The organism is Paenibacillus sp. E222, from assembly GCF_013401555.1.
GTDB lineage: Bacteria > Bacillota > Bacilli > Paenibacillales > Paenibacillaceae > Paenibacillus.
The window spans coordinates 4,811,841-4,833,142 of sequence record NZ_CP058552.1 but is presented as its reverse complement, the minus strand read 5'-3'; the positions used below and the strand labels follow the sequence as shown (position 1 = coordinate 4,833,142).

The following is a 21,302-nucleotide window of genomic DNA, read 5'->3' as shown; positions in this document are numbered from 1 at the left end:
ATTCACTTTCAAATAGGTTCATTTAATCCCAGTAATCCGCGATAACTTGCATCTTCCTAAGGATTCAAGCGTTCTTCCAGTTCTTTTACAATTTGAGGATACTTCTCATCCAAATCGTACTTGCGCAAGCAGAGATACGTAAGAACGAATATCACCAAAGGAAGATATACCGTCAGAACCAGGATGCTGGTAATCGCTGAATCCGCCTGTGTTACTAACGCTCCATCGTAGTTGCCCATGGCAAGAATCCAGCCGATCATCGCGGCAGCCAGGCCCGTACCAATTTTAACGCCAAAGCTGTTTGCACTATTGACCATCCCAACTAGGCGTTTACCTGTCTTCCATTCACCGTATTCCACGGTGTTGTTCACCAACACTCCGCCGACAGCCATCATTGGAATGGTTGCCAGTGTCGCGATACCGCCAAGTACTATAGCTGCAATAAAGTTATATGGCATAAAGCAACGAATAAGTGATGAAACGATGCCAAGAATCATGCCTATCCGTGCAGTTCTGGTAAGTCCGAATTTCTTGATCATGGGTCCCACCATAACAAATCCCAAAAAAACCGGGACTAATCCAACTGCCCCCATGATTCCGATCAGGTTCTCATTCCCGAGAATATACTTGGTGTAATAGATTCCTGTTGAACCATTAAGCGTATAGAGCATGTTGATCAATAACTGAGCAAACAGCATGATGACCCAGTATTTGTTCTGGAATAGGAGCTTAATGCTTTCCCAGAAAGGAATGTTATCGCTTTCAACAATACTTTCGCCAGCATTGTTTTCTTTGGATGCTAAGAAGGTCAGGATTAAGGAAATGAAAGATACAATACCCAGAACAACCGCAACGATAATCCATGCTTTTTGATCCCCACCAAGCATATTGGTTAATGGAATTAATGCGATAGCGATAATCATCCCGATAATATATCCAAAGATGGTTCGGGTAAGGCCCATTTTACCGCGTTCTTCTACACTTCTGGTACGGATCGCCATCAAGCTTCCGAAAGGGATCGCAATTCCCGTATACACAATAGCTGAAGCAAAGGCAACTGTAGCTAACGCATAGAAGGTTTTTACCGTTGATGATGCCTCGGCGGGCACTGTGAACAGTAATATGATAGATGCCATTGCGGGGAGAGCCATCCATAGAATCCAAGGTCTGGCCTTTCCATATTTGGATTTTGTCGCATCAACGATCCTACCCATCAGCAAGTCTGCTATTGCATTGATAAATTTGGTGATGAGCATAATCGTGCCCACTGTGGCAGCAGCAATCCCTACCTTGTCTGTATAAAAATAAGTTAACATCCCAATCAGTCCGCTGATGGAGTTTAAGGCAACTTGCGCTGCTCCGTCACCTAAGTAATGGTAAGGGCGCATTGTTTTCTGAATGCCTTGGGCATCAAGACCTAATGCCTTGGACTTCTTGCTTCCCTTTACAACTGATGGATTAAGGATTTCTCGTTCTGCTTTCATTGCTGTTCCCCCTTATTTCATTCGCTTCATGGTACCGCTTTCAAACATTATTTTAGTCCTCCTCAAGGGTTTAATATGGTAACTTCATTATTTTTTTAGTAAATTCGTATTGGTGCTTATCCCTTTTTTTAAGTGCTAATCTTTCGTTCTTCCATAACGAATTTCTGTAATACAAAATGGCGCTGCTCGTTTCCTGCAGCGCCTTCATAATCAACCCTTTCCCCTTCATACCTAAGATGCATTGAGCATTTGGATGACTCTTCTAAATAACTGTTCGGTCTCCTCTGGCGTATTGGCCAGCAATTCGCTTACAGATAAATCATAAGCATATTGGATCATCGGGTGATCCAGCATACCGGGAGCGTGCTCGTTTAACATTCGAACTGCTGTGGGCTCTTCCACAATCTCTTTGAGTGTCGAATCCATGGTAAACCGTTCTCTTTCGAGACTGATTTGCGTCGCATATTCGAAGCTGTAAGATCCGGAACCAACCTCTACAGGCACAGGTTTCTTAGGCAGTACAATAATTGCTGTTGTATTTGCTGGTATCGTTACATTTACAATAATTTTACCCGCCCTGCATGACCAAGAGCTTTTTATCTCTCCGTAGACCGAATCAAAAGCAGCATCTACCGAACTGATTCCTCGGATGAATTGAGGTTTTATCAGAATCTTCTTATAACCTGCCTCAATTGGATTAATTCCCGCGAGTTTTCTATACATCCATTCCCCAATGGATCCATAGGCGTAATGATTCAAGGAATTCATACCTGATGTATCGAAATCACCATTAGGCAGAATGGAATTCCACCGTTCCCATATCGTGGTAGCCCCTTTTTTTACAGCGTACAACCAAGATGGGAAATCCTCTTTCAGAAACAAGGTACCAGCAAGGTCATGCAGGTCATTGTCCGATAAGGCATGACACAGATATGGAGTACCAACAAATCCTGTCGTGAGATGGTTTTTATGTTTCGCTATATTGTTTTCAAGCGTCTTGCGAATCCGATCCTTGTATCTCTCCTCGGCAAGGTTGAAGTGTAGCGCTAACACGCAGGCCGTTTGAGTTTCGCTGACCAGTCTGCCAGTTGAAGAGATATATTCTGCATTGAAAGCCTGTTTGATCTGGCTATGCAATTCTTCGTAACGGACGGCATCTTCGGTTTTGTCCAGAAGCTTGGCTGTCTTTGCAACCAGTTCGGTCGAATACGCATAATAAGCGTTTGCTACCAGATAAACATCTGTAGCCCCTGTTCTATCGTTACTAATCTCCTCTTTGTCCAACCCTAACCAGTCCCCATATTGATAACCAGTCTGCCATAATCCATTCGCTCCACAACGTGCAGTAATATAATCAATCCACCCCTTCATGCTGTCATATTGTTCTCGCAGCAATCGAAGATCTCCATAGGTTTGGTACATGACCCAAGGGACAATAACAGCGGCATCGCTCCAGGCAGCAGCACCTTCCTGATTTCCAAGAATGTTAGGAATGACATGGGGAACCCCATATTCCTCCGTCTGCTCAGAGGCAAGGTCGCGCAGCCATTTCTTGAAGAAGGAAGCAACATTCATATTGAACGCAGCGGTCCCAACAAATACTTGTGCATCTCCTGTCCACCCTAGACGCTCGTCTCTTTGAGGGCAGTCCGTCGGTATATCCAGAAAGTTACCTCTTTGGCTCCACTGAATGTTGCTTTGCAATTGGTTCACCATCGCATTGGAGGTCACGAAACGGCCTGTTTCCTCCAGACTTGAATGCAGCACGCAAGCTGTGAATTGATCAAGCTGGATCTCATCTACCCCTTCAATGGCGATATACCGAAATCCATGGAAAGTGAAATGAGGACGGAAAATTTGATCTTTACCGTTACAGATCAATTGATCAATGGATACTGCCTGTCTTAACGTATCCGGATAGAAATTTCCTTCCTTATCAAGGACCTCAGCATGCCGTATGGTTATCGTTTGACCTTTCCGCCCTTTGGTTCGAAGTTCTACAAACCCAGTAAGGATTTGCCCGAAATCTATGACACATTCTCCTTTTGGGGTTGTAATCAACTGAAGTGCAGGGAGCCTTTTTGTGATTTTGACGGGTTCACTTTCCTGAGCAACAAGGCGATTTTTATCGAAAGAGGTTGTTTCCACATGAAAGGACTGACTTTCATGAAAACATGAATCATAAGTCTCGCCCATGTAAATTTCACTTGAACGGATGGGTCCGGTAGTCACCTGCCAGGTTTTGTCGGTTGCAATGATCTCTTTTGTTCCATCCGTATAGACAATATGGATTTCAGCAAGTGCAGCAACTCTATCCCCGTAATGGTTCGGAGTGCAGGTGAAACCAAATATGCCTTTATACCAGCCATTCCCCACCGTAATCTCTATTTTATTCTGGCTCTCTAGCATCCCGTCCAAACGGTAAGTCTGATACTGCAATCGCTCGTTGTAATTCGTCCATCCAGGTGCAAAGTAGTCTTCTCCTACTCTTGTCCCATTGATTGCAATTTCATAAACACCGAGGGAAGTGGTATAGATTCGGGCTTGCTGAATTTCCTTTTCGACAGAGAATTCTTTGTAGAAAACGGGTGGAGCACTTTCTTCGCTCGGGAATGGATGTGTAATCCAGTCTGCCTGAAAGTTGCTGCCATTCAGCAACCCGGTCTCAAAATGTCCTTCCATGACTGCGTGATTACCTTTGTTATCCCAAACTTCGACTTGAACCTGATACAAAGTCGAGGCCTGTAAACGAGGACCAGCATATTCCACTAAAACGGAGACGTCTTCATCCCTCTTTTCAGAATCCCAGATTTTCTGCAAATCTTGTGTGACACTTATTCGGTAAGCGGATTGCATTACGTCCTGTTCAGTAGAATCTAATTTCCATGAGAATCTTGGGTTTACTGTGTCCAGTCCAATCGGATTAAGCATGTATTCAATCCGTAAATCTTTTAATTCCATGAGATGACCACCTTTCAACATAGATCTCATACACCTAAATGTTAACGCTTACTAAAATATCATAAAGAATTTTCCTCATACAATATGGTAATATCATTGTAATTTTATAATTTTGATGTGATAAAATGATTGAAAAAAGGAGTCACACACAAAATGGACCTAAAACGTCAATGTAAACTTATTGCAGAACTTTTTGATATGTCCATCTTCTTTGTAAGCTCCACCGGAGAGGTTCAATTCGAACTGATGGGTAATCGAATACTTAATCCGCTGTATAAAAATGATAAACAATTCTTTTTTTCAGTGTTGGGGTTTGATCCATCCGTGTGTAAAGAAGATCCTTCAGTAGTAAGAACGATGTTTTTTGAGAACTACATTTTAATTCGTATTGGTAACGATTTGAACGATGAAGGCACCATCATTTTAGGACCTTCCCTTCCATTTAGCTTGATTGAACATAAAATAAATGGGCTTATCAATGACACACATCTCTTTGCCAACCGGGAACAAGTATATCATTATTATCAGTCTGTTCCTGTGATAACCCATGAGAGGCTAATCAACATCACGATCTTGGTTAATCAAATGTTTAATCACGAATTGATCGAAGCTGAGGATGTAGTACAGGACTATTTGCGCGGTATTCATATCAAGGAAAAAGAAATACAAAGTTCCATACATTCATCAAAAGGCTATGATGAGATGCTCCATCACAACCCGCTAAATGAAAAGAAATTGTTAACGATTGTTAAGGACGGTAAATTGGATATGCTCAAACACTTTACACAACTTGGTCGTGAAAATACAGGAGTCCTGTCCAAATCAAGTCATATCCGTTCTAAAAAGAATCTTGGCATCATCGGTATAGCTCTTGCAGCCAGAGCAGCAATTGACGGGGGTCTCTATTCGGAGATTGCTTTTTCAGTAAGTGATGTTTACATACAGCGCCTTGAGGATCTACGGACCGATAAAGAGATCGATCAATGCTGCTTGGAAGCATTTTTTTCGTTAACCGAGAAAGTCTCTCAGGTTAAAGAATCGCAGCATTCTAAAATCGTAACACTTTGCAAAAATTATATATATAACCACCGTTATTCCAAAATTACACACGAGGAAATTGCTGAACATGCTGGTATTAGCCCAAACTATCTGTCTGTACTATTTAAAAAAGAAGTTGGGGTTCCCGTGAATGAATATATTCAACAGATCAAAATTGAGGAAGCTAAACATATGATTCAATTTACGAGCACTCCACTTTCTGAAATCGGGTCTCTTTTAAGTTTTACGGATCAGAGTTATTTCACCAAAATCTTCAAAAAACACACAGGTAGAACCCCTAAGCAGTATCAACAAACGCATCATATGAGACAGGAATAAGCCCGACTGCGCCGGGCTTATTCTAATTATTCATGCATTCAACGGTTAACAGCGGATAAGATGCTCTGTAGTGTTTCTTCTGTAAACTGACCGTTGCTCATAAGTGCTGCATTGTGCAATGTGGTACCCATGATTAATTCCTGCATTCCCTCACCCAGTCCTGCTTCATTCCCATCATATTGCCCCATCGCAGCCATAATTTCAGCACCAACGGGATGCTGCAGTAATTCACCGAATGTGGAATGCCTGGTAATTGTTCTGGTAACTATTACGCTCGATTCTACCTCTATCGTTTCAGCGAGTTCAATCTCTCTTGAAGATTTTCCGACCATAATGTCGAATGTACCCGTCTCCACATGCCAGTCTTTCAGCTTAACATCGTAGTAAGCAAAGGCCCTTTTGTCCAGTTCAAAATGTACGGTGGTCTCTTCACCAGGCTGAAGTGAAACTTTTGTGTACCCCTTCAATTCCTGAAGTGGACGTGGGACCGTTGATTCCACATCACGTACATATAGCTGAACGGCCTCTTTGCCCCCTCTTTTACCCGTGTTTTTAATTTTTGCTGTAACCGTTACACTGTTGGTATCTTTGATCTGTTTATGACTAACCTGTAGATCACTATATTCAAATTGGGTGTAGCTCAAACCGAAGCCAAATGGAAACAAAGGCTCCACATCTCTTGTATCATAATGACGATATCCCGTAAAAATACCTTCTCGATATTCAGCAGTTTCGCCGTCTCCGGGGAAATTCAAGTACGACGGATTGTGGATCAGTTTTTCAGGAAATGTCTCAGCCAGTTTTCCACTTGGATTTACGCTTCCAAAGAGAATATCAACGATCGCACCACCCAAAGCCTGTCCTCCAAGGTATGCCTCCAATACAGCCTTAACTTTATCCAGCCAAGGCATTTCAATGGGGCCTCCGTTGCTCAATACAACAACAATATTCTCCTGAACCTCCGCGACTGCTTCAATTAAAGTTCTGTGACTTTCCGGCAAATGAAGGTGTTTCCGGTCGAAACCTTCGGACTCATAACGTTCAGGCAGCCCGGCAAAAATCACTGCAACGTGTGCATGCTTTGCGGTAGCTACTGCTTCTTGAATAAGTTCTTCGTTTACAACATCTTCGTCTATTGTATAACCGGCCGCATACGAGATACTCGCACTGTCAGTGGCAGTTTTAAGGATTTCTTCATAGATGTTATCCAAATTCGTTGGCATAATGTGTGAACTACCACCGCCCTGGTAGCGCGGTTGCTGCGCGAATGCTCCGATAACTGCAATGGAATCTTCGGTGTTTAGAGGGAGAATGCTCTCCTCATTTTTAAGCAGGACCATGCATTCACTTGCCATTTTTCTGGCCAACTGGTGCTGTGCCTCTACATCAACCGATACTAACTTCCGTTGGTTGTCTACAGCTTTGAATACAAGTGACAACAATCTCTCAACAGACCGATCCAGCACCTCTTCGCTCAGCTTTCCCGATTGAACAGCTTCAATAATTTTCTTGCTTCCCGCACCGTTGCTGGAAGGCATCTCCAGATCCAGACCAGCAGCTAGTCCCTGATCCCGTTTATTGACAGCTCCCCAATCCGACACCACTACGCCTGCAAATCCCCATTCTTCCCGGAGAATCTCAGTCAATAATCGGCTGTTTTCGGAACAAAAATCACCATTTACCCTGTTATAAGCGGCCATGACAGTCCATGGCTCTCCCTCTTTCACTGCATACTCAAAGCTAGCCAGATAAATTTCCCGCAATGTCCGTTCATCGACCACCGCATCGACAGACATTCGCTTATATTCCTGGTTGTTTACAGCAAAATGTTTGATGGAAGTGCCCACGCCTTGGCTTTGTACGCCTTGAATATAGCTGGCTGCCAAAGTTCCCGATAAATAAGGATCTTCAGAAAAATATTCAAAATTTCGTCCGCATAGCGGGGAACGCTTGATATTCGCACCAGGCCCCAAAACAATCGAAATATCCGCTGCTATTGCTTCTTGTCCGAGTGCTTTCCCCATCGTGTGAGCAAGTTCACGATTCCACGATGAGGCAACTCCACTTCCAGTTGGGAAGCAGGTAGCTGGTACACTTTTGTTTAAACCTAAGTGGTCCACGCTCCCCTCTTGTTTTCTAAGTCCGTGAGGGCCATCAGTCATCATAATAGAGGGAATCCCAAGGCGGTCAATGGATTTGGTGTTCGAGAAATCTTTACCTGAGCAGAGTTCTGCTTTTTCTTCCAATGTCATTTGCCTGATCAATTCTTGTAAATTTCGTTCCACTAGTATTCCTCCAACCTTAATGATATCGCTTACATATACAAGAATAGATGAATTCACTCATCGAATATGGTAATATAATTGTTTTTTTAGAATTAATCAACTGAATCGTATCGAATAATCATTTTCTTCAACAATTTATTTACTTCACAAGGGAAATGAGTGTATATAAAAATTGAGGTGAATCTTCTTGAGCGTTCATCCTGATGAGAGAAGTTTTAACCTTAATTCAATCAACCCACAAGTCACCCAATTAGATGCGCTTAGATTGAGGAACTCCTCAATGTCTTCTATACGAGTTGAAATGACCATACCAAGTGTCAGGGAATTCGCTTTTGTTTCATGAAAAAGGTACAATTTACTTCAAGTTAACTTTAACTATTAAAGGAGCATCTTGACATGTACAGTATTAGTGAAATTGAGAAGATCACAGGTTTACGTCCCTCCACTCTACGTTATTATGAACAAGAAGGCATCTTACCACATGTTGAACGGAATGCTTCAGGTAGAAGAGAATATTCAGATGAGGTTTTAGAGTGGCTTGAACTGGTTGTCGCTTTAAAAGATACCGGAATGTCCATTGAAGACATAAAGGCTTATACAGAATTGATTCGCCAAGGCGATCCTTCCCTGGATGCCAGAAAACAATTTTTGCTTATGCATAAAACTAAAGTGGAACGTACTGTGGCTCAGACTCAGTTCCATCTGGAAAAGATTATTCGGAAGATTGCGATTTACGATGTTTTGATGCATAAGAAGATGAAATAGTCTATGAATATTTATTTTTCAAAATGAGTGTTGACTTCAAGTTAACTTTAAGAGTTAAAGTAAAGTTATTACCTTGAAGGAGTGATTACATTGTCAGAATCAAAAGTATGGCTTATCACTGGATGTTCAACAGGATTTGGGCGACACATCTCGCAGAAAGCGATTGAAGCAGGTTATAAAGTTGTCGTGACCGCGCGTAATGTTGAGCAGGTAACAGATCTTGCAGCCGGGCATGAGGATCAGGTAATTGCTCTCCCACTGGACGTGACTAATCCAGAACAGATCCGTAATGTGGTTGACCGCACGATTGAGAAGTTTAACCGTATAGATGTGCTTGTGAACAATGCAGGTATCGGATATTTCAGCTCCGTTGAGGAAAGCGAAGAGGAAGAAACTCGTAAGATGTTCGAGGTTAACTTCTGGGGACTCATGAATGTAACCAATGCTGTTCTTCCACATATGAGATCACAAAAAAGTGGTCACATTATAAACTTCTCATCCATTGGCGGTCTGACTTCATTCCCGACCCTTGGCTATTATCATGCTACAAAATACGCTGTTGAGGGCATATCTGAGAGTCTATCCCAAGAAGTGGCACCTTTTAATATTCATGTGACTTTAATAGAGCCAAGCAGTTTCCGCACAGATTGGGGTGGCCGCTCTTCTGTCAAAACAGAGACAAGCATCCCTGAGCTTAAAGAATCCATCGTCGGACAGATGTTGCAAGGGATCGAACTCGGTGTTGGTCAAGAAGCTGGAGATCCTGCAAAGGCAGCTGAAGCAGTTATTAAAGTTGTGGAAACAACGGAACCGCCTCTTCGTTTATTGCTGGGACAACAAGCCTACGATGCAGCGACCTATAAATTTAACAGCCTGCTTGCCAGCATAGAACAATGGAAAGAAACAACGATAAACGCAGATTACGAATAACAAAAGCTTGAATTACAAAATCCCACAGGGCATCACTTTTTTATGTGATATCCTTGTGGGTTAATTTGTGCTTTGAACTCGGTTGTGAATGTACGTCGTTGTTGTTTAGGCATTGTAGAAATCCGCTCCTTAACATGATAGTTCTATCTACAAGCCCTTATTTTTCTGTCCAACCAAGTGTAGCCGATCCAGAGCTGTTTTTTTTAAAACGTGATCTGTATCAGTTGATGTTATGCAAGGTCCCTTTTCGTTGACAAACCACATTTAAGTTGATAGCATAATTTAATTGAACTTAAGGAGGTCATTCTCATTCAACCCAAACAAAGGTTAGAACAGGAGCGTACCAACTTGCGGCAGAAACGCCGGATCGAAATTATTAAAGCGGCTACTGCTGTATTTGCACGACAGGGTTTTGAACAAACGACGATGCAGGAAATTGCAAATGAAGCGATACTCGGCGTTGCAACAATTTTCCGTTACTTCCCAAAAAAAGAGCATCTTATTGTGGAGGTAGCAGCTAACATCGTGCATTCAGAAATTGAGATACTTCAAGACGTATTGCATGATGAAGGTACGTGTTATGAGAAAATGGAGCGCATCTTTGACGCTTTGGTTTTCTATCATCAAGCTCATTATCAACAGAATTCCAAACTTATAGAAGCTTTTGAATGTTATGTTGCCTTGTCTAAAGCACCTTTGGAGAACCTACAGATTTATCAGGATGCATATGATCAGTTGATCCACCTGTTTACGGATCTTGCCCATTTAGGCGAACAGGATGGTTCTGTGCGAACTGACATGAATACAGTAGAAACACTGATTACAATGATGAATGTATTCGGTAATTTCTCCAAAAAGATGTCCATGTTGCATGATACGGATGCATTCAATACCCGGGTAGACTTGAATCAACAATTTAACATTCTTAAAACGACGTTTCTTTCAGCGCTCAAGGCTTAATGATATCTTTTTTATTTAATGTTTGATTCCGTCTGAACTTTGGTATTTTTTGTCATTCCGCTCTCGTTCATATTCTCTTGCATAATGGATTCACCTTCAATATCGATATTAGGTAGAAGTCGATCCAACCATTTAGGCAGATACCAAGCGTATTTACCGAGTATTGTCATGACGGCAGGTACAAGTGTCATTCGTACAATAAAGGCATCTACGAGGATACCAAAAGCAAGGGCAAGCCCCATCGATTTGATGATTGTATCTTCGGCAAAAATAAAGCTCGCAAACACAGCAATCATGATAAGCCCTGCGGCTGTAACCACTGGCCCGCTGTGAGTTAATCCACTTCTTACAGAACGGTGGGCGTCACCTGTGTGGGTATAATCCTCACGCATTCTGCTCACCAGAAATACTTCGTAATCCATTGCCAATCCGAACAAAATTCCTGTTACAAGTATAGGTAGAAAATTCAAGACAGGACCAGGTTCTGGAATGCCGAACAAGCTGCCAAGGTATCCATCCTGGATGACCCATACGATAAAGCCAAGTGTTGAACCTAACGTGAACAGGAAGCCAACAACTGCTTTAATAGGAACCAGGATTGAACGGAAGACAAGCATCAGCAGAACAAAGGCTAATCCAACGATAAGCAATGCAAACTTAGGCAGTGCCTCCTGTAATTTTTCGGATATATCAATGTTGACTGCCGTTCCACCGGTTACCATAATCTCTACGTTGTCTTTTTTCAGCACGTTCTCCGATTGATCCCGAATAGCTTGTACTAATTCAGTCGTGCGAATATCATGTGGTCCTTTCTCAGGCAAGACGGTAATGATTGCTGCTTGTCCTGAAGGAGTAGGGATAGCAGGCGATACACTTGCAACACCTGGAATATCTTTAATGTAAGTCGTTGCCTCTGCAATCTTGGTCTGGCTGTCCTTGCTGACACTGGTTTTGGCTACAACGACAAGCGGACCATTAAAGCCGGCTCCAAAACCCTCTGCTAATAAGTCGTATCCTCTTCGTTCCGTGGTTTCGGTTGATTTAAGCCCGCTATCCGGCAAGCCTAGCTGCATGTGCAGGAATGGCAATGTACATACGGTAAGAATGATTATGGATAGAACCGAGATTAACCACGGTTTTCGGGTGATCAACCCTCCCCAGGCATTTTCTTTTGTTTTATTTTTCTTTTGACCTGACCATTTGCGCAACCAGCGATTTTCTCGTGCTGGACTGATCCGATCTCCAGCAACAGCCAGAAGAGCAGGCACAAAAATGATGGCAATAAGCACAGCGACAAATACACTGATTGCTGCGGCCAAGCCCATCATGGTAATAAACGGAATTTGAACAACGGATAGTCCTACAAGGGCGATAATAACGGTCAATCCCGCAAAAACGACTGATCCTCCGGCAGTAGCATTGGCTTGCGCAATGGCCGTCTCACGGTCATAACCTTCGGCCAGCTGTTGACGGTAACGGGATATAATGAACAAAGCGTAGTCAATACCTACGGCTAAAGCAAGCATGACAGCGAGTGTAATTGAAAATGAAGACATGGATACAAAGTTTGATCCAACGATTACGGTCATCAAGCCAATTCCCAAACCGATAACTGCTGTCAGAATAGGTAATCCGGCTGCAAGAAATGATGTGAAGGTAAAAGCCAGAATCATAAACGCAATCAGAATTCCAATTACTTCAGAGATGCCGCCTATTTCAATTTCAGAGAAAGCCACACTGCCTCCGAGTTCTGTTTGCACTCCATTCTTCGTTAATGTTTCTGCTATGTTTAATACATGTTCTTTTGAATGTTCTCCTACTTCACTTGCGGCCTGTTTATACGTAATATCAGCATATCCGATTTTTTTGTCTGGACTTAGTGTCATGGTTTCGTAAGGATTGGAAACGGAGACGACGGACAAATCCGTTTTAACATCTTTCAACGCCTTTTTTATTTTGGATTGATTACCCTCTGATGTGAGCAAACCCTGATCAGCTTTGAAAATCAGACGTATCTGACCACCACCATCCGACGCTGGAAATTCGGATTTCAATACCTCGGCAGCCTGCTCAGATTTTGTTCCAGGTATAGTCATCTCACCTGTAAACGAAGGCCCCATGCCCAGACCGAGAGCTGCCATTACAATGAGAAGTGTGATTCCTGCCGTAATTACTGCTTTTCTTTTCCTCGAAGACCAGGCTCCGAGACGATATAACCATTTTGCCATAATAAATGTCATGCCCCTTTCAACTTGCTGCAATTAGGAAGTGTTTCATCACCACCCTATGTCTGTATTGTATTGAAAAATAGACGAAAAAAAATCGTACATAAGGGCATTCCCTAAATGTACGATCGGGCAAGATGGGGCATGTACGTTAGTTAAATCAAGACGTACGCGAGGCATTTTTTTTACTTAGAGATGCAGGAGTCCCTTTTCGACAGCGACAGCAACCGCTTCAGACCGTGAATCTACGCCAAGTTTGTTGTAAATATTCGTAAGATGAGCTTTCACCGTACGTTCGGCAATGCCCATATCGAAAGCAATCTCCTTACTACGCATTCCTCTTGCGATGGCTTGCAGAACAATCGTTTCTTTATCGCTAAGCAAGGTAGGCTCCGTTTTTCTGGCTAACGATCGGGTCTGATGAGCAAATACTCTGGCAGTAATCTCTGGCTGAAGCAAAGTCTCTCCACGGAGTGCAGAGTCTAATGTACGGAATAGGTTTTCACGGCTGGTATCCTTTAAAAGATATCCTTTGGCACCCAGGGATAAACCTTCGATCATAAGTTCGTCCTCGTTATATGTGGTAAGAATGATAACGGGAATAAGCAGGCCTTGTTCTTGCATCCGTTTCATGGTATCCAGTCCCCCAAGTCCCCCTGGCATGTTAAGGTCCATCAGGATGACATCCGGTTCAGAAATTTCCATCAGTTTTAATGCTTCAACACCTTCGTCGGCTTCTCCTACAATGCAGTAATTGTCGTCTGTTTCCAGAATAAGCTTCAGACCTTCTCGTACAACCCAATGGTCATCCACAATCATGACTTTGTGCTTCATGCGGCTATCCCTCTCCTCCTACCGATTATAATGGAAAGCTTAAGTGTACAGCTGTTCCTTGTGCATTACTGTCAATCTCAATACTCCCGCCAATGAGTCTGGCGCGCTCCTGTACACCAATTAAGCCGTAATGGCCATGTAATTTTCCGATGCGATCCGTGTTAAACCCTTGGCCGTTATCGATGATGTTCAGGTTAAACTTATTATTGCTATGGCTGGTAGTTATCTTGACAAGGTTCGCTTGTGCGTGCCTAGCGATATTCATAAGGGACTCGCTCAAAATATGCAAGATATGCTCCATCTGCACTTTGTTCAACTGTGAAGAGAGCTCTCCCTGAAATTCAGTTGTAATGCCAGTCGCCTGTCGGAATCGTTCCAGTTGCTCTTGAAACGCCTCGCTCAGCGTGATGGAAGGGTTTGATTTCGTGCGTAAATCATCTATTGCTCGTCGTGCATCCGCCAATGATTGTCTGGCTTGTACCATGGCATTGCGTATGATCTCCTGTGCTTTGAGCTGGTTCCCCTTTTCTTGATGAATACTTGCAGCCTCCAATTGCATAATAATTCCGGCAAGGCCTTGGGCCAATGTGTCATGTAAGTCTCTAGCCATCCGCTGTCTCTCACCAGTGAGTGTAAGTTCCTCTACTTTTTGGTGAGCCAGCTCTAATTCCCGCAAGAAATTTTGGGTTCTGACACGTGCATTAACTTGTTTGTAAAACAATGACGCGTAAGATATGACTACAACCATCATGAGTAAAAGTAATAAAACAAGCAGTGCCGCCTCAGGGCCAGTTCGATTAAATAAAGTTAAAGAACAAAACATGGCATAGAGCACAAATGCAACGAAAACCACTTTTGTTGTTTCGAAATAGATCGCAACGGTTTGCCCGATCAATACAGGTATAAGACCAATCAGGATCGCCGGCATGCCATCCGGCATAAGAATAGCACTAATGTATATTAAACTTGCTTGTATTATAATATATAACGGCTTGGAATAAGCAACGACTGAACCTGTTATCCAGTAAAAGTAACTATGGGCGAGCATCACTATGACGAAAAAAACACTCGGGATAATAATGGGTGCTGACATGGTCTGTAGTATAAGGGTTGCGGTGGTAACAAGGCATAGCCATATTAACACAGGGAGCCGCGAAGCGGATAAAGGGTCGATATGTTCTTTTGCATCTGAAGCGGTATTCAGTCTTCTCTTAAACCACATTGGATTCACCTCGGTATCCAGTATACCTCTTTTCAACATGAATAATAGTACTTTAGTACATGCCCCTTCGGACATAAGAAACGAAGAGCGTTAAAAAAATTCTTTTTACACGTTTGCTAGCCAAATCCCTTCTCCACTGAAGACCAAGACTATGTACAGGAAGGTTTTAGATCTTTGAAGTGTTGGGTTTTTATCAAATACCTTCTAGCCTTGAAGCCCTAGTCTGTTAAATCACTCATAAAGAAACTCATCTCTAAACTTAGATGTTTATCTAATCGGGAATAGGAACATGTTGTTGTCTATTTCGGTAATTCGAACAAGTTCTTGTCCTTGGCTTGGGACAAGAACTTGTACCGATAAAATAAAAGAGCCGCTAAAATAGCGACTTCAATGGGACCATGTTCTTGTCCCTCGACACCACCCAACGAAGGACAGCAGGATTCATTTGATCAGGCGCTTCTCCATTCGTTCCAACTGGACATATGAAAAGTAGCAAAAGCATATCCACACTTGCACTGAAATGCATGTTCTAACTGTCTATTCGACAACAAGAAAGGTATCGTTGATCTACAGTTAGGGCAAGTATTATTCAATTTTAGATCATGAAATGCGCATTCATCCAGAAGTTTAAACTGATGCAGCCAAGAATGATCCCCCCCTCCCCGTTTTCAAACTCAGTTTCGTCGATAGGGATAATTCCTTTGACATGACCTACGAATACAATAACGCACACCTTGCCTTCGTGAGTTTCAACAATCATACTGCGTAGAAGCTGCCGGGCTTTTTGGTGAGAAGCGGGGAAATCCTACAATTCTTCAGAATAAAAAGCTTTAGATACGGATTCCGTAGCTTTATCAATAAAAGCTGCAATTTGACTGGGGCTTTCCTTCAGACCACTACTCACCCACTTTTTAATAATAGCTATACTGCCATGAGCGGTGAACGTATACCAGGACTCAAATAATTGTGGATCAAAATATTTTAATTCCGTCTTCCATCGTTCAATAGTTAAATCGTGACTGATATAAAGGATTCGTTCCAATAATTCTTTATCGCCATGCTCTGAGAACAGAACCTCACATATCGTTTTATTTGCTTTGATATACTTACATAATTCAAAAGATAGCGTTTGAGGGTTTGAAGTACTCATCCCAACTTGCTTAATGTCTTCGTAAAGATCATTTTCAATCGTTGAAAGAAGCTCAAACTGATTAGCATAGTGTGTATAAAAGGTGTTGCGATTAATCCCTGCTTCTCTGCAAATGTCGGTCACGGTAACTTTATTGATAGACCGTTCTGTCAAAAGCTTCAACAGGCTTTCTTTGATAACCATTTTTGTATACCTCACTCTGTGATCTGTTTTTTTGTCTGCCATAATATCCTCCCAATTTGAAATAATGAACAAATCTAAGGTGGTTTGTATGATAACTAACATATCTCAATCGAACAGGCTGTTGTTTAAGTAACACAGTGAAATTATAATTTATTTGAACGTTCAATTCTATTTTTAAACTTAAATGGAGGTGAAATATGAGTGATATAACTGTAGTGCCTGTATGGATAATTCAAGATATTATCGTCTTAATTGCTGCTGTTCTAATGGTTTTCTACATCCTTGATAAGGAAACACATCCCAAAACGGTTCTACTGCAGTTTATAGGTTTTGTGTTTTTTTACGCAGCCGTTTTTGAAATTACTGCTTCATCGCTTGGGGAAGGTTTTTACGCCTATGGGCGGAGTATTTTAATGTTATTTAATATACCGATTACTGTCCCTATTATTGAGTTTCTGATCATTTATTCAACTTTGCGTGTTCTAAAGTCTGTAAATATACCGTCCTGGACTAAACCATTTATTACGGGATTGAGCGCTATGGTTTTTGACTTTTCATTGGACCCGGTGGCTGTTAAACAGATATTTCAGACTACAGATGGACTCATGGCAAGATGGACTTATTATCCGCTAGCCGGTGAGCCTCAAATCTATGGGGAACCTGTGATGAATTTTACAGGATGGATTTATATAGCGGGATATTGGACCATCTTTATTCTAATTGGTGAATGGTGGCATAAAAAGAAAGGCTACAGTAAATCAATTGGTTATATCTATCCGTTTCTGGCGGCCATTCTGTCATTAGCGTGTATGTTCTCACCCTTATCTAACTTCTTTAATTATATGGGTCCGTTCTTCGAAAGAACCTCTAATATGCAATGGGTGATGTTGATTACACTTTCTGTAATTACAATCGGAATTTTAGCATTAGCTTTTATAAAGTTTTGGGACCGGAAGGTTAATTATTCAATCACTCCCAAAAAAGATTTTTCTATCATGTTTACTTTCGTGGGGTTCCCCCTAGTCAATACTATATTTTGCATTATAGGAGGTTACACGCAAGTGTTGTGGCTGGTCGCTCTGGCTCAGATCCTATTATTGCTAGGCTGGATTGGAATTTACATTATGGGTAAAAAAGCAAGTCCAATCACGAAATAACCATAAACCCAAGCATTGAGGCAAAGACACACTTTCATTAATATTCCTTTTCGACATTTTTATTTTGGTGCTTCTTGCTTACATGAAAAGAAATAGACCGCCCACCCTAAGGTATCAGTCTATTCCGACCACCACCGAGCGGCCGACTGCTCTTTATGTAGTTAATGTACACTGGAGTCGTGTTACAGCACGGCTCCTTACTTATTCTTACCTCTGTATAACAGATACTATAACGGTTTATTTAGCGGTGGTTTTTGTTTCGCGCGTTTCACGCACTCAACTGGCTAAAGCCATAATAAAAGCCTGGGCAGTATGCACCCAGACCTTTCACCTGGTTTTGGTTTACCATCCGATAGCCGCACCATCGCAGCGGGGGTCTGTGCCCCCGAGCAGGAAGCCATTGTCATCGATCATAATGGCATGCGCATGTCCCATGACTCTAGCAAAATCTTCAACTTTTTGTACCTTGTGTCCGGTGAGCTGTAAGCGCTGCTGCACTTCTGCTGCGATCCGGCCCTCCACTCTCAATTCTTGCGTTGCCTCTCCCCATGTTCTTCCCCACACCCAGCGGGGTTCACGTACAGCGGTCTGGGGGGCCATGCCATAATCCACCATGCGGGTCAGCAGCGCGGTCTGTGTCTGGGGCTGACCTTCTCCTCCCTGGGTACCGTACAAAATATACGGCTTCCCATCACGGCATGCCATTGCCGGCATCAGCGTATGAAAGGTTCTTTTGTCCGGCTCCAGCCTGTTCACATGTGTCGGATCCAGGGAGAAGAATGAGCCTCGGTTCTGCAGCAATATACCAGTGTCTCCCCCAACCACGGCCGAGCCGAACTCAAAGTAGAGACTTTGGATAAATGAAACGGCATTGCCCTCACTGTCTACTACCGCCGCATATGCCGTATCATGACCTACCGGTTGAGAATCCATCGGCAGGGCTCGCTCCATATCAATGCAGGCCGCGAGCTTCGCAGCATAGGATTTGGATAGCAGCTGTTCCAGAGGAATGGATGAAAATTGTGGATCTGTCAAATAACGATCGCGATCACGGAAGCTCAGCTTCAGCGCCTCCACGAGCAGGTGATAGTACGCATAGGAACCATGCTCTATACTGTCCAAATCAAACTGTTCTAGAATTTGAAGCGCCATTATACCGGTAAAGCCCTGTGAATTCGGCGGGACCTGATAAAGATCAAGCCCTCGGTAACTCCCTTTGATCGGCTCCACCCATTCACCTCTGTGTCTCGCAAAGTCCTCCAGTGTCAGTAGACCTCCCTGCTCCTTAAGTGAGCGAACAATCTCCTGACCAACACTGCCTGAATAAAATACGTCTCGGCCCTGGTCTGCAACCTGGAGCAGGCTGCTTCCCAAAGCAGACTGCACAAAGCGGCTGCCTTGCTCCGGAACTTTACCTCCGGGCAGATAGATGTCGGCTGTCTGTGGATAAGCTGCCAGCACATCGAAACGCTCGGCCGTATTGACATGCTGGTCCGGCGACAGCGGGAAGCCTTCCAGCGCATATTGGATCGCGGGCTCAAGCACCTCTGCCAGCGTCTTCGAGCCATATTCCTGTAATATGGCATCCCAGCCGTCCACCATACCCGGCACGGTAATGACGCTGCGGGGTCCCCGCTGCGGGATGGCTGACTCGCCTTCAAAGCAGCTGGCGGTAATCCGACTGCCCGAACGTCCACTCGCGTTATATGCCCTGACTTTTCTCTCTTCGGTGCTATAGGTCAGCCAGAAGGAATCGCCTCCCAGTCCCGTCATATGTGGGTATACGACAGCAAGACAGGCGCTCACCGCCACGGCGGCATCAAAGGCGTTACCTCCCTGCTGCAAAATACGAGATCCTGCCGCACTGGCCAAAGAATGAGGACTGACGACCATCGTCTGTGTGCCTGTGACTTGTGGAACCATCTTGCCACCTTCTTTCTCTTCTATGTTCAACTGACGGAAATTCCTGTTTGTTGCAAATCATGTTACCATTCAGACGCGAATGTCTGAGCTGTATGCAAAGCAGACTGCCATCTGCCCGAGGCATACACCCAGCGACTCATTTTTGTACCTGATAGCAGCTGCGTGACATCCGAAGCATCCGTGACTACAAAGTTGCAGTCATGTCCTTCTTCTATTCCATACTTGTTGCAGCCCGTGATTGCAGCAGGTATATCCGTGATCATCCGCAGCAGCTGTGCTAAATCCCGTTCACTGCCCATATGGGCCGCATATGATGTGATTTGGGCGATCTGTATCAGATCCCCGCGGCCGAACGGATGGAACGGGTCTTGAATATTGTCGGAGGCCGCAGCAAGCGGAATGCCTTCTGCAAGCAGCTCGCGAATGCGTGTTGTGCCCCGTCTTACCAGGCCGCGATCTTCCCGTCCTTGAAGATACAGGTTCACCGCAGGCAGCGTTACCGCGTTCAGACCGGCTTCCTTCATCTTCGCCATCACATGCTGTGCATCGTTTTCCGTCATGGCAGACAACGAGCACAGATGATCTGCCGTCACTCTGCGCTGATAACCGTAGTGAATCGTATGCTCTGCTAAGCTCAGTACGGTCTTTTTTCCTGGATTATCACTTTCATCTGCATGCAGATCAATGGGTACTCCGAAACGTTCTGCTAACCGAAAAATCCTGCCAATCTCTCTTTCAGAGTCGTCTGCCAGATGAGGGGCTCCGCCCAGTACATCAATTCCCATCCGCAGTGCTTCCTCGATTGCCTCATCCGCAGCTTCTTGATTGCCGCGGAACGGAACCATGAGCGCATATTGAATAGTCATACTACCCTTCAACTTCTCCCGTACCTCCAAGGCTGCCTCAATTGTCCGAAAGGCCACCTCTCTCCCCAAATGAACAGGGAAGTCGAGGTGGCTCCTTATGGTCGTGGTTCCGTAGCTCAGTGCCATTCTGGCGGCAGTCAGCATGCGTTCCGCTAGCTGCTCCTTGCTGAATGTCTGTACAGCCTGGCTGTAATTGAGAATGGCTTCATGAAGTGTGCCGGATCGGTTCGACACCTGCTCAAGCGAGAAGGCCTTATCCAGATGCATATGACAGTCAACCAGGCCAGGAAGCATCATCCCACCCTGCAGATCGATGCAATCCGCGTCTGCGAGCCGTTTCAGATCCGATCCAGCCTGGTGCGGGACCATCATACGGGAAGCACCGCTCTCCCGTGCATCAAGAAAACGATCCTGCCGACGGATACTAACCCATTTTCCAGCCTCCGCCTGTAGTTCATAAAGACAGAGGTCTTCCCGGCGCGGAAGGCATACATTAATGAAACGCAGCCCTGCACTCATTGTGCGGTAGCCAGCGCCTGAAGCACGGCCAGATCCTCCTCGTCAAGCTCGGTGGCCGGACCCGCTTTGATCATATCCGAGAACATTTCGTCCGGCACCATGGTCGTCAGACAATACAGACGTGTGCTGCCCGTGTTAATAATATCGTGATGGTTGCCCGGTGGAATGATAATGAATGAACCTTGGCGGATCGGCGTCTCATATTCGTTGCCAACTTTGGCTAGCCCCTCCCCTTTTAACACATAAAAATATTCATAAGCTTCCCGGTGTTCATTGGATGGAGTTCTGCCTCCAACCTCGAAGATCTCCACGAATGAAGTGAAAGGAACCTGCTCCCTGTCGCACAGCAGGATGAACTTATTCGTATCCTGTGCGGAAATTTTGTGGACGGGACAATTCTCAAAGTTACCAGCAACCAGACCTGGAATGTTCACCATATACATTCAACCTCACTTTGACTG

The 21,302-nt window shown here is 43.9% G+C and carries 15 protein-coding genes; 5 read left to right on the top strand and 10 right to left on the bottom strand.

Going from position 1 to position 21,302, the window contains the following annotated elements:
* Positions 1–56: 56 nt before the first annotated feature.
* A complete protein-coding gene (locus tag HW560_RS21740) occupies positions 57–1,484 on the bottom strand; it encodes an MFS transporter (RefSeq protein ID WP_179264697.1) in 1,428 nt (475 codons plus the stop codon).
* 231 nt (positions 1,485–1,715) lie between these two features.
* Positions 1,716–4,445 (bottom strand): glycoside hydrolase family 78 protein, encoded by a 2,730-nt coding sequence (locus HW560_RS21735; protein WP_179264696.1) that lies wholly within the window; start codon positions 4,443–4,445, stop codon positions 1,716–1,718.
* Positions 4,446–4,598: 153 nt separating this feature from the next.
* Here HW560_RS21735 and HW560_RS21730 point away from each other — a divergent pair, with 153 nt between their 5' ends.
* Positions 4,599–5,822 carry a helix-turn-helix domain-containing protein gene (locus HW560_RS21730; RefSeq protein ID WP_179264695.1) on the top strand — a complete coding sequence of 408 codons (1,224 nt, stop codon included), beginning with the start codon at positions 4,599–4,601 and terminating at the stop codon, positions 5,820–5,822.
* A 38-nt stretch (positions 5,823–5,860) separates the two neighbouring features.
* Here the strand turns inward: HW560_RS21730 and HW560_RS21725 are convergent, their stop codons facing one another.
* A complete protein-coding gene (locus tag HW560_RS21725; RefSeq protein ID WP_257032045.1) occupies positions 5,861–8,113 on the bottom strand; it encodes a glycoside hydrolase family 3 C-terminal domain-containing protein in 2,253 nt (750 codons plus the stop codon).
* A gap of 390 nt (positions 8,114–8,503) precedes the next feature.
* Here HW560_RS21725 and HW560_RS21720 point away from each other — a divergent pair, with 390 nt between their 5' ends.
* The 3 genes from HW560_RS21720 to HW560_RS21710 all read left to right on the top strand — a co-directional run bounded on the left by HW560_RS21720 (position 8,504) and on the right by HW560_RS21710 (position 10,762).
* A complete protein-coding gene (locus tag HW560_RS21720) occupies positions 8,504–8,872 on the top strand; it encodes a MerR family transcriptional regulator (protein ID WP_179264693.1) in 369 nt (122 codons plus the stop codon).
* A gap of 81 nt (positions 8,873–8,953) precedes the next feature.
* Entirely contained in the window at positions 8,954–9,802 is an 849-nt protein-coding gene (locus tag HW560_RS21715; RefSeq protein ID WP_257031401.1) for an oxidoreductase, read from the top strand.
* Positions 9,803–10,150: 348 nt separating this feature from the next.
* On the top strand, positions 10,151–10,762 hold the full coding sequence (locus HW560_RS21710) for a TetR/AcrR family transcriptional regulator (RefSeq protein ID WP_179264691.1): 612 nt from the start codon (positions 10,151–10,153) through the stop codon (positions 10,760–10,762).
* An 11-nt stretch (positions 10,763–10,773) separates the two neighbouring features.
* On the opposite strand, the gene HW560_RS21705 is transcribed toward HW560_RS21710, so the two are convergent.
* The 4 genes from HW560_RS21705 to HW560_RS21690 form a co-directional block, all read right to left on the bottom strand.
* Entirely contained in the window at positions 10,774–12,990 is a 2,217-nt protein-coding gene (locus tag HW560_RS21705; protein WP_179264690.1) for an MMPL family transporter, read from the bottom strand.
* A 186-nt stretch (positions 12,991–13,176) separates the two neighbouring features.
* Complete coding sequence (locus HW560_RS21700; RefSeq protein ID WP_179264689.1) at positions 13,177–13,821, bottom strand: response regulator; 645 nt, start codon at positions 13,819–13,821, stop codon at positions 13,177–13,179.
* Between the two features lie 25 nt (positions 13,822–13,846).
* Positions 13,847–15,043 carry a sensor histidine kinase gene (locus HW560_RS21695; protein WP_177185710.1) on the bottom strand — a complete coding sequence of 399 codons (1,197 nt, stop codon included), beginning with the start codon at positions 15,041–15,043 and terminating at the stop codon, positions 13,847–13,849.
* A gap of 805 nt (positions 15,044–15,848) precedes the next feature.
* Entirely contained in the window at positions 15,849–16,418 is a 570-nt protein-coding gene (locus HW560_RS21690) for a TetR/AcrR family transcriptional regulator (protein ID WP_218152272.1), read from the bottom strand.
* 155 nt (positions 16,419–16,573) lie between these two features.
* Here HW560_RS21690 and HW560_RS21685 point away from each other — a divergent pair, with 155 nt between their 5' ends.
* A complete protein-coding gene (locus tag HW560_RS21685) occupies positions 16,574–17,533 on the top strand; it encodes a carotenoid biosynthesis protein (RefSeq protein ID WP_179264687.1) in 960 nt (319 codons plus the stop codon).
* 342 nt (positions 17,534–17,875) lie between these two features.
* Here the strand turns inward: HW560_RS21685 and ggt are convergent, their stop codons facing one another.
* The 3 genes from ggt to HW560_RS21670 form a co-directional block, all read right to left on the bottom strand.
* Positions 17,876–19,456 (bottom strand): gamma-glutamyltransferase, encoded by a 1,581-nt coding sequence (gene ggt, locus HW560_RS21680; RefSeq protein ID WP_090898509.1) that lies wholly within the window; start codon positions 19,454–19,456, stop codon positions 17,876–17,878.
* Positions 19,457–19,518: 62 nt separating this feature from the next.
* On the bottom strand, positions 19,519–20,841 hold the full coding sequence (locus HW560_RS21675; RefSeq protein ID WP_179264685.1) for an amidohydrolase family protein: 1,323 nt from the start codon (positions 20,839–20,841) through the stop codon (positions 19,519–19,521).
* Entirely contained in the window at positions 20,838–21,278 is a 441-nt protein-coding gene (locus HW560_RS21670; protein WP_090898515.1) for a cupin domain-containing protein, read from the bottom strand. Before HW560_RS21670 ends, HW560_RS21675 begins: the two co-directional genes overlap by 4 nt.
* Between the last annotated feature and the right edge of the window lie 24 nt (positions 21,279–21,302).

Bases quoted from the DNA above. Each gene is read 5' to 3' on its own strand.
- HW560_RS21740 (WP_179264697.1), bottom strand. From the start codon at position 1,484: ATGAAAGCAGAACGAGAAATCCTTAATCCATCAGTTGTAAAGGGAAGC.
- HW560_RS21735 (WP_179264696.1), bottom strand. From the start codon at position 4,445: ATGGAATTAAAAGATTTACGGATTGAATACATGCTTAATCCGATTGGA.
- HW560_RS21730 (WP_179264695.1), top strand. From the start codon at position 4,599: ATGGACCTAAAACGTCAATGTAAACTTATTGCAGAACTTTTTGATATG.
- HW560_RS21720 (WP_179264693.1), top strand. From the start codon at position 8,504: ATGTACAGTATTAGTGAAATTGAGAAGATCACAGGTTTACGTCCCTCC.
- HW560_RS21705 (WP_179264690.1), bottom strand. From the start codon at position 12,990: ATGGCAAAATGGTTATATCGTCTCGGAGCCTGGTCTTCGAGGAAAAGA.
- HW560_RS21700 (WP_179264689.1), bottom strand. From the start codon at position 13,821: ATGAAGCACAAAGTCATGATTGTGGATGACCATTGGGTTGTACGAGAA.
- HW560_RS21695 (WP_177185710.1), bottom strand. From the start codon at position 15,043: ATGTGGTTTAAGAGAAGACTGAATACCGCTTCAGATGCAAAAGAACAT.
- HW560_RS21690 (WP_218152272.1), bottom strand. From the start codon at position 16,418: ATGGCAGACAAAAAAACAGATCACAGAGTGAGGTATACAAAAATGGTT.
- HW560_RS21685 (WP_179264687.1), top strand. From the start codon at position 16,574: ATGAGTGATATAACTGTAGTGCCTGTATGGATAATTCAAGATATTATC.
- ggt (WP_090898509.1), bottom strand. From the start codon at position 19,456: ATGGTTCCACAAGTCACAGGCACACAGACGATGGTCGTCAGTCCTCAT.
- HW560_RS21675 (WP_179264685.1), bottom strand. From the start codon at position 20,841: ATGAGTGCAGGGCTGCGTTTCATTAATGTATGCCTTCCGCGCCGGGAA.
- HW560_RS21670 (WP_090898515.1), bottom strand. From the start codon at position 21,278: ATGGTGAACATTCCAGGTCTGGTTGCTGGTAACTTTGAGAATTGTCCC.